The sequence below is a fragment of the Paractinoplanes aksuensis genome (assembly GCF_024137025.1).
GTDB classification, from domain to species: Bacteria; Actinomycetota; Actinomycetes; order Mycobacteriales; family Micromonosporaceae; genus Actinoplanes; species Actinoplanes aksuensis.
The window spans coordinates 22614-35186 of sequence record NZ_JAMYJR010000047.1 but is presented as its reverse complement, the minus strand read 5'-3'; the positions used below and the strand labels follow the sequence as shown (position 1 = coordinate 35186).

Here is a 12573-nt window from a genome sequence, read left to right as displayed (position 1 = left end):
GCACGATGGTGGTCATGAGAGTACGGCGGGCCGGCGCGTCGGCACTGTTGATCGAGTGTCGCGACAGTGAACAGGTCGAAGCATGGCGCGGCGAATTGTGGCGGCGGCGTGAAGCCGGCGAGCTGCGGGTGACCGACATCGTGCCCGGGGCGACCACTGTGCTGCTCGACGGCGTCGAGCCCGGCCTGGCCCGGGAGCTGGCCACGTGGCCCGCGCCGGACCCCGTTTCCCCAGATCAGGGGCCGTTGGTCGAGATCGCCACAGAGTTCGACGGCGAAGATCTGCCCGACGTGGCGCGGATGTGGAATCGGTCGGTGCCGGCGGCGATCGAACTTCTCGTATCGACCCAGTTCACCGTGGCCTTCAGCGGGTTCGCGCCCGGTTTCGCCTACATGCGGGGGCTTGGGGAAAAGTTCGGGGTTCCGCGGCTCGACGCTCCGCGGCCGCGGGTGCCGGCGGGCTCGGTCGCACTGGCCGGCGACTACTGCGGCATCTACCCGACGGCTTCTCCGGGCGGTTGGCGGCTGGTCGGCCGAACGTCGGAAACCCTTTTCGACGTACGCCATGAGCCCCCGGCCCGCCTCGGCCCGGGCACCCGCGTCCGCCTGGTGCCGGCGTGATCACGGTCGTGCGGGCCGGCCCGCTGACCACCATCCAGGATCAAGGGCGTCCCGGGTACGCCCACCTCGGCGTCCCCCGCTCCGGCGCCCTCGATCAACGGGCCCTGCGGCACGCGAACACCCTGGTCGGCAATTCGTCGACCGCGGCCGGGCTGGAGACCACGCTGCTCGGGTGCGCACTCCGTTTCGACGAGCCGGCCCGGGTGGCGGTGGCCGGCGCCCCCGCCGACGTGAAGGTCGACAAGGTGCTGACCTCGGCCAGGGTGATCGAGGTCGGGGCGGGCTCGGTACTCGACGTGGGTCGAGCAGCCCGGGGTGTGCGGTCCTATGTGGCCGTGGCCGGGGGCATCGACATCGAGCCGGTGCTGGGCAGCCGCTCGACCGACACCCTCTCCGGTCTGGGGCCGCCCAAGCTGGCCAACGGAATGGCACTGCCGATCGGCTCGTCGAGCGCGCTGTTCGTGGCCGACTCACCCGGCGACATCGTTGATCAGCTCACGCTGGGTGTGTGGCTCGGGCCGCGGGACGACTGGTTCTCCGGCCGCGAGCTGTTCGAGAATGAATACCAGGTCAGCCCCATGAGCAACCGGGTCGGCTGCCGACTGACCGGGGCTGCACTGACCCGCGGCGTACCCGGGGAACTGGCTTCGGAAGGCGTCGTGCTCGGGGCGATCCAGGTGCCGGCCGACGGGCAGCCGCTGATCTTCCTGGCCGACCATCCGACCACCGGGGGCTACCCGGTCATCGGGGTGGTGGACGACGTGACCCCGCTCGCGCAGGCCCGCCCGGGGAGTACGGTGCGGTTCCGTGAGCTCCATTGACCTGAACGCCGACCTCGGTGAGGGCTTCGGCCGCTGGCCCCTGGGCGACGACGAGGCCCTGCTCGGCATCGTGACCTCAGCCAACGTGGCCTGCGGCTTCCACGCCGGCGACCCGTCCACGATGCACCGCATCTGCGGCGCGGCGGTCGACCGCTCGGTCGCCATCGGCGCGCAGGTCGGCTATCGGGACCTGGCCGGCTTCGGACGCCGCCGCATCGACTATGAGGTTGACGAGCTTCGGGACGACATTCTGTACCAGATCGGGGCGCTGGAGGCATTCTGCCGGGTGGCCGGTGGTCGGGTGGCTTATGTGAAGCCGCATGGGGCGCTCTACAACACGGCGGCCGTCGACGAGGGCCAGGCCAGTGCGGTGGTGGCCGCCGTCGTTGCGTACGACTCGACGCTGCCGGTGCTCTGCCAGCCCGGGTCGGTGCTGGCCGGGATCGCGGCATCTGCGGGCCTCAAGGCCGTGGGTGAGGGTTTCGCCGACCGGGGCTACCGCGCGGACGGGACGCTGATGCCCCGCTCACTGCCGGGCGCAGTGCTGCACGACCCGGACAAGGTCGTGACCCGGGCCGTACGCATGGCAGTCGACCAGGTCGTGGAGGCCCCCGACGGCGCCTTGGTACCGACGCCGGTGGCCTCGATCTGCGTCCACGGCGACACCCCCGGCGCCGTGGACCTGGCCTCCCGAGTCCGAAACGGGTTAGCCGCCGCAGACTTGGTAGTCGCGCCGTTCACGTGAAGATCCCCAACGTGATCTGTAACATGTCGGTACCCATGGCCCTGCCGGCGCTGGCCGCAACGGGCGGCGACGACCCTGCTGTCCGGAAGCGGGCAGCAGACGGCATCGTTGACCAGGTGCAGGAACTTGCCGCACGTCTGTGGTTCGACTCAATGTGGAACAGCGTCGCCCGCGAGTACCGCTCGTGAGCCGGCCTGAGCTCGCCGACCTGGTCGGCGCAGGGCCATTGCTTCTGGATTTCGACGGGCCGGTGTGCTCGATCTTTGCTGGATACCCGGCGCCGCGCGTGGCCGCAGAGCTGGTCGCACTACTCGACGTTGAGGGCGTCGCCATGCCGCAGGTGGTTTTGTTCGCGAGTTCGGGCACCAGATGTCGCTGAGTTTCGGCACCATCGAGATCTCGCCGATTTCGATGTTCGCCAGTTTGAGCTCCGCCCCAGCGAGATCCGCTCAGGCGTAGTCGGGCTGGCCTCACCGTTTACGCACGGTGATGGGTATCGCAGACAAGGCACGCCTTGTCTGCCAGATCAGTGCGGCAAGCAACGACGCGTCGTCCACGCCTAGATCGGTTCTGTCGGGATGGCCGAGAGGCTCGTCGGTAACGTAGCGGGTTATGTGGTTCGATCCCGTCGCTTTGGCCGCTCGGGCCGGCTATATCACGACGGAGACCAGCGTTCTCGTGGAACGCCCGGAGCGGATCGTTGCCCGCCTCGACGGTGTTGACGAAACAGCCGTGTTGAAAGCCGACGTCACCGCCGATGCCTTTAGCCCGGAAGTCGCGGCAATCGAGAAGCTGGCGTCGGCAGGACTTCCCGTGCCGCACGTCCTCGCTCACCTTCCGGGCGAGCCTGCAGTTTTGATCCTGTCATGGACCGAAGGACAAGCCCTGACCAACACCAGCCCGCTGTCTGCCCAGCAGGAAGCCGGTCGCCTCCTGCGACGCGTCCATCGACTTGGCGCCTCAGCGCCCTTCTCTGGCCAGCCCAGCATCGACGCATGGATCGCCAGCTGGCTGGCCGACGTGATGAACTGGTGGCCACAGAATGGCGGCACGCCAGCAGAAGCCGAACGTCTGAGGCGCTGGCACCAGACGCTGCGACCGGTACTGACAAGGCGCACGGGAGAGCTGATGCTCTTCGACGCCAGGCCCGAACACTTCCTCGTCGACGACGGAGGCGCCGTACATCTCATCGACTTGCACGATCTTGGGCCGGGTGACGCCGCTATGGACCTGGCCGCACTCCATCTTGACGACCCGCTCCTGACCTCAGGCGTTCTCCACGGTTACCGGCCTTCCGACCAGGAACGTGAGGCCTTCGACCGGCTGATTCCTTTCTTCACAGTCATCCGCGCCCTCGCGTCCGCCGAGTGGAATCAACGGAGGAAGCAGAATTCAAGAGTCGCGGGTCTGATCCACCGGGCCGGGCAGGAATTGGCCTCCGCTGACGTTCGCTGACCATAGAGCGCGTCCTGACATCGGCTAGATCAGCGCGTCCAAGCTCAGAGTGGCTTCGTGATCTTTTGCACGCAGCGTGACTGGGATACTGAGGGGCCCGTTGGCGCCGCCGGGCGGTCATGATCTGCAAGTGGTGCCGGTTCTCGCGAAGATTGCGGCCAGCGGTGCCGGCCAAGTGTCCCCAGACCGCGTTGCTGGGGCCGAGCGGTGTCCGCGCAGACAATCCCCAGGCCCGAATCCTCGAAACAACTGGCTCGAACCAACACGCTGGTGGCCCCGCGGAGTCCGCTTGACGATGATGCGCCCGCCCCCCACCAGCTAGAACGCGCGGCGCCGCCGAACCAATGCCCCAGGCCATGACGACGCAGCTACACCCCGACCGAATACCGGCTCAGGGGGAGTGGTTGTCCCGGAATGGGCGGGCTCGTGTGGTGGTGCCTGTGGACAGGCAGAGAATGGACAACGCGCGGGGCGCCGACCTGCGGTTGGCCGATTTTCTGAGGCTCTGAGTGGGCGGGAGTTCTTATGCGGGTGGGGATTTCCGGTACGCACGGGACCGGGAAGACGACGCTGGTTGAGGCGCTGACTGCACGGCTGCCGGGGCACGTCGGGGTGGAAGAGCCGTATTACCTGCTCGAGGCGGAGGGGTACGAGTTTCAGTTCCCGCCGTCGCGGGAGGACTATCGGGCGTTGGTGGGGCGGTCGGCGCGGAGTCTGCGGTCGGCGGGCTCGGGGGTGGTCTTTGACCGGACGCCGTTGGACTACCTCGCCTATCTGGCTGCGGGCGGCGCGGATCTCTCGGAGGAACTCGACGGGGAGCTGTTGCGGCCGGCCTTTGCGAGCCTCGATCTGCTGGTCATCACCGTGATCACACCCGAGACCGAGCGGATGTTGCCCGCCGCCGAGCTGCCCGGTCTGCGGGCTCGGATGAACGACGCGCTGGTCGAATTGGTCTACGACGACCCGCTGGGCGCCTGGGAGGACGTGCCCGTGCTGGAGCTCAGCGGATCGGTCGACGGTCGCGTGGAGGGTGTAATCGCCGCGCTGAAGAACAGCTAGGCCTCGTCGTCCAGGCCGCGCAGGATCAGGGGCAGGCGGGTGGGGCCGTTGGGAGTGACCACGATAGGGACGCCCCAGTCCTGGCGGGTCAGGTGGCAGGCGGCGAACTCGACGTCCACGTCGCAGGTGGCGGCCTGGGCCACGACCTGGAGGATGCCCTCGGGGACGTCCGGGTTGATCACCAGGGGGCGGGACAGGTCGGTGGTCTGGCCTGCGCCCTCCAGCAACAGTTCGGGTGGGGAAGCCGAGACCTCCAGCCGGGTCGAGGGGCCGAACTGGTTGTCGAGTTTTTGGCCGGGTGCGGGTGTGAACACGATGTCCAGGGTCAGCGGGCCGGGAGCCACGGGGCTGGCCGGGCGTTCGGTGCGGTGGCGCTCGCCGGTCACGGTGCGGACGGCGCCGGGGGCCAGGCGGGTCAGGCGGTGGGCGCCGGATTCGACGACCAGGACTTCGCTTGCGGTCGTGACCAGGACGTCGCTGGGTTCGGCGAGACCGGAGTCGACGGTGGAGACCTCGTCGGTCCGGGGGTCGAAGCGGCGGACGGCGCCGTTGTAGGTGTCGGCGATCAGGACCGAGCCGTCGGGGAGGGCGGCCACGCCCAGCGGGTGCTGGAAGAGGGCCTCTTTGGCGGGGCCGTCGATGTGGCCGAAGTCGAACAGGCCCTGGCCGACGGCGGTGTGCAGGATGCCGCGCTCGATGTAGCGCAGGGCCGACGTCTCGCTGTCGGCTATCCACAGGCGGTCGCCACCGACGGACAGGCCGGACGGCTGGGCCATCCACACGTCGGGGATCGGACCGTCGCGCAGGGATTCGACAGTGGTGCCGGCGTAGACGCCGACGGTGCGCTTGATCGGGTCGAACCACCACAGCTCGTGGATGCCGGCCATCGCGATGATGACGCGGTCGTCGAACCAGGCGACGTCCCACGGGGACGAGAGGTCGGTGGCCAGGGCGTCGTGCGCGTGCTCGTCCACGGCCGAGCGCCACGGGCGGCCCGAGCCGGCGATCAGGGTGATCTCGCCGTCGGCCAGGCGCAGGCCGCGCAGCTGGTGGTTTACCGTGTCGGCCACCACGACGTCGTAGCCGGCCACCGCGGCGACCTCGGCCGGCAGCAGGAGCAGGCCCTGGGGCTCGCTGAACGGGGCGCCGCGCTTGCCGCTGCCGAACCGGCGGACCAGGGTCTCGCCGTCGGCCTCGACCTCGACCACCGAGTGGCGGGCGGTGTCGCTGACCAGCAGGTGACCGCCGGGTAGTTCGATCGCCTTGCCGGGAAAGCGGAAGACGGTCTCGGCGGCGGGCGGAGGAACGTACGGGCCGTCGCCGCGGTGCAGCGTGCCGTCTGCCGTGTGCTTGATGATCAGCTCGTCGACCAGCCGTGACAGGCCCTCGGCGTGACCCTCGCCGGCCATCGAGGCGACCAGGTAGCCGGTCGGGTCGATCACGGCCAGGGTGGGCCACGCCTTGGCCGCGTACTGCTGCCAGAGGTGCATGTCGGCGTCGTCGACCACCGGGTGATGCACGCCGTAGCGCTCGACCGCGGCGGCCAGCGCGGCGTGGTCACGCTCGTGCTGGAACTTGGGCGAGTGGACGCCGATCATGACGACGGCGTCGCCGTACTTCTGCTCCAGCGGGCGCAGCTCGTCGAGAACGTGCAGGCAGTTGATGCAGCCGTACGTCCAGAAGTCGAGGATGACGATCTTGCCGTGCAGGTCGGCGAGCGTCAGGTCCTTGCCGCCGGTGTTGAGCCAGCCCCGGCCCCGCAGTTCAGGCGCGCGCACACGTGCAGTCATCGCACCATCGTGCCGCACCGGTTGGTCCGGTACGGCACGAAGGTGGTCAGGATGACAGCGTCAGGAGTTCGGCTTGAGGCAGAGGACCTGGTCCTTGCCATCCGCGGTCTTGTTGATCACGTGCGGCTGCTGCGGGTCGGCGCACTCCGACTTGTCGGCCACAATGGACACCACCTGGAACGACGTGGCGTCGGAACACTCCGACTTGACGGCCGACTCGCCCTCGCGCTTCACGCACTCGCCCTGGATCACCGACAGCGACTTGTCCTCGCCGCCGGCCACCAGATAGACGATGCCGAACACGACACCGAGGATCAGACCGGCCGCCACCACGACCGCGATCATGATCGGCAGCAGACGGACGTGCGGCGTCTCGGGCTTGGCCGGGGCCGGGTCGGTCTCGGCCTTGAAGCTGTCGAACCGGCCCTGGTCGACCTCGACGCCGGGCCAGCTGGTCGTCTCTTCCGGCGTCGGCGGCGTCACCGTGGCGCGGTTGGTCGCCCCGGGGAACGAGTTGTCGGGACCGAAGCCGCCCGGTGACTGCGGACCGGGACCGAACGGGTCCTGCGGGCCGAAGCCGTTCGGCGACTGCCCCGAACCATAGGCGCTGCCCCGCGGCTGGGTCGCCGGGTCCGAACCGTTGAGGCCCGGAGGCATCGGCGGCAGGGCCGGCGCCGGCACGTAGGGCTGCTGCTCGCGGCCCGCGATGTCGGTGGTCAGCTCGCTGTACGGCTCGCCGGGCCGCGGCCCGGGCGGGGCCGGACGATCCGAGTAGGGCGAGCCGGGCGGCGCGGGCTCGGGCGCCGCGCCGGGCAGGGCCGGTGCGGCCGACATGCCGGTCGGCGGGTTGCCGGGGCCACCGGCCGGGGCGACGCGCGCACTGGCCGAAGCCCGGGCGGTGGCCCGAGCCGGCGACTGCGGGGCGACACCGGGCACACCCGGTTCGCTGCCGGGCGCGTTCGGGTCGTTCGAAGCGTTCGGGTACGCCGGGGAGCCGAATCCGCCCGCAGGCAGCGCGGGCCGGTCGTCGCCCGGACGCGGGCCGAACGGTGAATCGGCGCCGAACGCCCCGAAGCCCTGGTCGGCGTCGCGCGACGGCTCGTCCGCGGGCTGGTCGGCGGCGTCCTCGACCGGTGCTGGACGACCGTAGACCCGGGCCTGCGGCGCGGCGGCGGCCGGCGGGATCTCGGACGCCTCGACCGGCGCGGTACGGCTGGCCGTGGGCACCGACGCGCTCGCGGCGACGGGCCGGGCCGAGCCGACGGCGGGCGGGTTCTCGGCCGGGTCGCGCGGCGCCGGAACGGCGGCGGCCGGCGAACCCAGAGCACCGAGCGCGGCGCCGGGCACCCGCTGCGGGTAGCCCGGGTTGTCGTCGGACTGCTCCGGCCGGCCGAAGTCACCGCTGGGCTGCTCGTCGCTCGCCGGGCCGAAGGGAGACGCGGCACCGAACGAGGCGCCGGGCTCACGCCGCACCCCGAACGGGGAGGACGCCTGTGCGTCGTCGTCACCGAACGGCGACGCCGGGCGCGCCGAGCCGTAGGTCGGGCGGGAGTCACCCGATTCGCCGTCGGGCTGGCCGTACGCACCGGGCCGGGCGGAGCCGAAGGCCGGTCCGCCGCTGCCGGGAGCGGAGTCGCCCTCAGCCGAGCCGAACGGAGAGCCGGGCCGGGCCGAGCCGAAAGCGGGCCCGCCACTGCCGGGAGCCGCCTGGTCGGAGTCACCCTCGGGCTGGCCGTACGGAGACCCGGGCCGCGAGTCGCCCTCAGGCTGGCCGTACGGAGATGCAGGCCGGGCCGAGCCGAACGCGCCGGAGTCGCTTTCAGACTGGCCGTACGCACCGGGCCGGGCGGAGCCGAAGGCCGGTCCGCCGCTGCCGGGAGCGGAGTCGCCCTCAGCCGAACCGTACGGAGAGCCGGGCCGGGCCGAGCCGAAAGCGGGCCCACCGCTGCCGGGAGCCGAGCCACCCTCAGGCTGCCCGTACGGCGAAGCGGGCCGAGCGGACCCGTAAGCACTCGCCTGCTCGGAGTCGCCCTCAGCCGAACCGAACGGCGAAGCAGGCCGAGCCGACCCGAAGGCGCCGGAGTCGTTGCCGGACGGGCGCGCGGAGCCAAAAGCGGATCCGCTGCTGCCGGGAGCCGCGTCGCCCCCGGCTTGGCCGTAAGCACCCGGGCGGGCGGAGCCGAAGGCCGACTCGCCGCTACCGGCCGCGGCCGACGGGGAGTCGCCCTCCGCCGAGCCGGACGGGGAGCCGGGCCGGGCCGAGCCGAAGGCGCCGGAGTCATTGCTGGAGGGACGTGCGGAGCCGAAAGCCGGCTCGCCGCTGCCGGGAGCCGACTCGCCGTACGCCCCTGGGCGCGCGGAGCCGAAGGCCGGCCCGCCGCTGCCGGGAGCGGAGTCGCCCTCAGCCGAACCGAACGGAGACGCGGGCCGAGCCGACCCGAAGGCGCCGGAGTCGTTGCCGGACGGGCGAGCGGAGCCAAATGCCGGCCCACCACTGCCCGGAGCCGACCCACCCTCAGGCTGGCCGTACGGCGAAGCAGGCCGAGCCGACCCGAAAGCGCCCGACTCGTTGTCCGAAGAAGGAGCAGCCGAGCCGAAGGCCGAAGCGCGTGCCGACCCGAAGGCCGCGCCATCGTTCTGCTGGCCAGCGCCGGAGCCGTTCTCGGACGCGCCGAAAGCCGCACCCGGACGAGCCGAGCCGAACACCGACGGCCCATCCCCGGACGGACCGAACGGGCTGGTCGAGGCCGGGGCCGCGCCCTCGCCGGAGGTGCGGCCGAACGGATCGGGCAGCCCTCCACGCTCGGGCTCACCCTCGCGGGCCGGCTCGCTCGGAGCGGCCGGGCCACTCTCGGGCGCGCGGCCGAACGGGTCGGCGAAGGGCTCGGGACGACCGTACGGATGCGGAGCCTGCTCAGCCGCGCCCGGCGCCGAGCTGAACGCGCTGAAGCCGTTGGCCGCGGCGGGCGGGCTGAACGGCGCCTGCTGGCCGCGGACCGGCAGCTCACCGGACGGCGCCTGCTGACCCCGGACCGGCAGTTCGCCGGACGGTGTCGCGGCCGCGGGCTGGGCCTGCTCACCCTCGCTGCCGGGCGTGCCCCGCAGCGGGAAGCCGCCGCTGTCGCCCCGACGGGTCGGGAAGGCCGTGCCACCGGGCGCACCGGTCGGTGCCCCCCGCAGCGGGAACCCACCGCTCTCGCCCGTCCGGGCCGGCGGCGGCGCGTCGGGCAGGCCGGTGAGGGTGGCGCCGGGCACGCGGACGCGCTGGGCGCCGAACGCCGAGACGCCGGGCGGGCGACCGGTGGCCGGGTCGACCGGCTCGCCGGCGGACGGCGGACGCTCCTCGGCGGCCTGGTTGCGCGTGGCCGCGGCGGCGAACCCGTCGAAGCCGTCGACCCCGTCGACGCTCACCGGGTTGGCGTTGCGCTGCGGCAGTGGGGCCCCGGGACGCTGGATGAAGTTCTGTTCTAGCGGCTGCCGGGCCGGCGGGGCGGCCGGTGGCGGACCCCAGACGGACTGCGGCTGCTCGGCCGGAGCGGCCTCGGACGGCGGCGCCCCGAAGGCGGGCGACGGGCCGAAGGGGGAGCCGTGGTCGCCGGCCTCACCGGGCGCCACGGAACCGAACGGGGAAGCGGCGCCACGCTGCGGCAGCCCACCACCCTCGGCGGAGGGCGCGGGGGCCGGGTTGCGCTGCGGAAGGCTGTTGCCCTCGTCGGGCGCGGGCACCCGGGCCGAGCCGTACGAGGTGCCGGCGGCCGGGCGCGGGCCGTCGGGGCCCTGACCGAACGTGGGCACGGCGGGAACCACGAACGGTGAACCACCGTTGGGCGTGGCTTGCGGCGGCGGGCCGTAAGAGCTGGGGAAACCTTCGGCGGGCGGCGGGGCCGAAGCCCGGCCGGAGATCCGCTGACCGTCGGTGTCCGGCGGGAAACCCTCCGGCGTCGGACCGCCCGACGTGGCCTCGGCCGGTTGGGAACCGGCGTAGTGCCCCTCGGACGTCATGAGCGCCTCCTCGTTTCGTGCGGCCGTGCCAGCTCTGCACGGACGCCGGTGTTCACCGGCGTCGTGCCCAGCTCTGAGGCCAGGCCGTGCGGGGCGCCGCTCGCGGGTCGGAGCCCCGGTCTCGCGCCGACCGGCCGAGCCGGCTCGATGACCGTGCCCCACCGTACCGGGCGATGGCGTGCTGAGGAATCCCGGCGTACGCCAGGGAGGGGAACCTGTGAACCGATCTTCGAGAATGTCGCGAAAGCAGACGGGAAAGCAAACAGCCCGTCCGGAGGGGGTTCCGGACGGGCTGTGGCGCCGTTGACGTCAGAAGTGCCGGCGCTGGGCGAAGATGGCGATCTCATCGCGCATCGACTGCGTGGGCGCGGTCATCCAGGCCCGGTCGATGGCGCGGTTCTGACGGTTGATCAACCGGCGCTGGCGAACGCGGTCGACGATGCTGCTCATTACTCAGTCACTTCCCTCGGGCCGGGATCGCCGGCCCATCGTGGTGCTCGTCCCGTGGTGTGTCTCCATTGTGCTCTTCCACGGGACGAGCTGCCAACGATTTAGGGGGTGACGCTGCGCACGTGCCTAACGATCGTAGGTCGACAGAAAATGTTGCCTACGAAATATTAGGTCCATGACAGCAGGGCGCCCTCCGGGTCGGTGAGGAAGTCGCCGATGTCGCGCAAGAACTTCGACCCGAGCTCGCCGTCGACGATCCGATGGTCGAAGGAGAGCGCGAGCGTGGTGACCTGGCGCACCTTGATCTTGTCTTTGTGCACCCAGGGCATCGGCCGCACGGCACCGAAGGCCAGGATCGCCGACTCGCCGGGGGGCAGGATCGGCGTGCCCGTATCCACCCCGAACACTCCGACATTTGTGATGGAAAGGGTCCCACCCGTCATGTCGGATGGCGGGGTCTTCCCGGACTTCGCCACCTGCACCAGTGTGTTGAGCGCCTCAGCCAGCTCGAGCAGGCTCAGGCGTCCGGCGTCCTTGATGTTGGGGACGATCAGGCCGCGCTCGGTGGCCGCCGCGATGCCGAGGTTCACGTACTCCTTGACGACGATCTCGTTGGTCCCGCCGGACCAGGTCGAGTTGACCATCGGGTGCCGCCGGACCGCGAGCAGCACGGCCTTGGCCACCATCAGCAGCGGCGAGATCCGCACGTCGCGGAACTCACGCCGGGACTTCAGCTTCTCGAGCGCCTTCATGGTGCGGGTCACGTCGATCGTGAGGAACTCCGTGACGTGCGGCGCGGTGAAGGCCGAGGCGACCATGTTCTCGGCCGTGAGCTTGCGCACGCCCTTGATCGGGATCCGCTGCTCGCGGCTCGCGTCGAACACGGCCGCGGCCGGGGCGGCGGTCACCGCGGGTGCCGCGGCGGGCGCTTCGACCGCGCCTGCGGCGGCTTGGTGTACGTCGTCCCGGGTGACCGACCCGAGCGGCCCGCTGCCGACGATCACCGTGAGGTCGACCCCGAGATCACGGGCCAGCTTCCGTACCGGTGGTTTCGCCAGCACGCGCGCGTTGACCGGCACCGCGGACGGAGCCGGCGCCGGAGGTGGAGCCGGTGCAACGGGCGGAGCCGGTACGGGCGTAGCAGGTGGAGTCGCCACGGGAGCCACGGCTGTCGTCGGCGCGCTGCCTCCCGGCGTACCGACGCGGGGTCGCCTTTTGGCAGTGGTGTTCTTGGGCCCGTAACCCACGAGCACAGCCGTGCGACCGCCCGGAGCCGGACCACCGATCAGACCCGGCTCGACCGCACCCTCGACCGGCGCGATCTCGACTGCGGCCAGCGACTCGGCCGACGGCGTGGGCAGTCCCTCGGGCAGCGGACCGGCCGACGGTTCGGTGTCGATGGCCACGATGGGCGCGCCGACCTCGACCGTCGTGCCGGCCTCGACGTAGATCTTCGAGATGACCCCGCCCCACTTGGCCGGGATCTCGACCGCCGCCTTGGCCGTCTCGACCTCGACGATGGGCTGGTTCAGCTCGACCGTGTCGCCCACCTTGACCAGCCAGGCCAGGATCTCGCCCTCGGTCAGACCCTCGCCGAGGTCGGGCAGGTTGAACTCTTTGATCCGTGACAT

10 protein-coding genes and 1 pseudogene are annotated in these 12573 nt (G+C 71.5%); 7 read left to right on the top strand and 4 right to left on the bottom strand.

Annotation, left to right across the window (positions count from 1 at the left end):
• Positions 1-14 precede the first annotated feature (14 nt).
• From M1L60_RS38515 to M1L60_RS38485, 7 genes and pseudogenes are all read left to right on the top strand, one after another.
• Positions 15-620 (top strand): 5-oxoprolinase subunit B family protein, encoded by a 606-nt coding sequence (locus M1L60_RS38515; protein ID WP_253242511.1) that lies wholly within the window; start codon positions 15-17, stop codon positions 618-620.
• Complete coding sequence (locus M1L60_RS38510; protein WP_253242510.1) at positions 617-1441, top strand: 5-oxoprolinase subunit C family protein; 825 nt, start codon at positions 617-619, stop codon at positions 1439-1441. The genes M1L60_RS38515 and M1L60_RS38510 overlap by 4 nt, the downstream gene beginning before the upstream one ends.
• Positions 1437-2186, top strand: coding sequence for a LamB/YcsF family protein (locus M1L60_RS38505; RefSeq protein WP_253242559.1), 750 nt, complete (start codon positions 1437-1439; stop codon positions 2184-2186). The genes M1L60_RS38510 and M1L60_RS38505 overlap by 5 nt, the downstream gene beginning before the upstream one ends.
• A complete protein-coding gene (locus M1L60_RS38500; RefSeq protein ID WP_253242509.1) occupies positions 2183-2374 on the top strand; it encodes a hypothetical protein in 192 nt (63 codons plus the stop codon). Before M1L60_RS38505 ends, M1L60_RS38500 begins: the two co-directional genes overlap by 4 nt.
• A pseudogene (locus tag M1L60_RS38495) lies at positions 2371-2523 on the top strand (haloacid dehalogenase); the annotation flags it as partial. The gene M1L60_RS38500 and the pseudogene M1L60_RS38495, both read left to right, overlap by 4 nt.
• Positions 2524-2798: 275 nt before the next feature.
• Positions 2799-3641 carry a phosphotransferase enzyme family protein gene (locus M1L60_RS38490; protein ID WP_253242508.1) on the top strand — a complete coding sequence of 281 codons (843 nt, stop codon included), beginning with the start codon at positions 2799-2801 and terminating at the stop codon, positions 3639-3641.
• A gap of 525 nt (positions 3642-4166) precedes the next feature.
• Positions 4167-4700, top strand: coding sequence for an ATP/GTP-binding protein (locus M1L60_RS38485; protein WP_253242507.1), 534 nt, complete (start codon positions 4167-4169; stop codon positions 4698-4700).
• On the opposite strand, the gene M1L60_RS38480 is transcribed toward M1L60_RS38485, so the two are convergent.
• The 4 genes from M1L60_RS38480 to M1L60_RS38465 form a co-directional block, all read right to left on the bottom strand.
• On the bottom strand, positions 4697-6490 hold the full coding sequence (locus M1L60_RS38480) for an NHL domain-containing thioredoxin family protein (protein ID WP_253242506.1): 1794 nt from the start codon (positions 6488-6490) through the stop codon (positions 4697-4699). The genes M1L60_RS38485 and M1L60_RS38480 overlap by 4 nt on opposite strands.
• 60 nt (positions 6491-6550) lie before the next feature.
• Positions 6551-10492, bottom strand: coding sequence for an LppU/SCO3897 family protein (locus tag M1L60_RS38475; protein ID WP_253242505.1), 3942 nt, complete (start codon positions 10490-10492; stop codon positions 6551-6553).
• Between the two features lie 309 nt (positions 10493-10801).
• Entirely contained in the window at positions 10802-10942 is a 141-nt protein-coding gene (locus M1L60_RS38470) for a hypothetical protein (RefSeq protein ID WP_221380868.1), read from the bottom strand.
• 167 nt (positions 10943-11109) lie between these two features.
• Positions 11110-12573, bottom strand: coding sequence for a dihydrolipoamide acetyltransferase family protein (locus tag M1L60_RS38465; RefSeq protein ID WP_253242504.1), 1464 nt, complete (start codon positions 12571-12573; stop codon positions 11110-11112).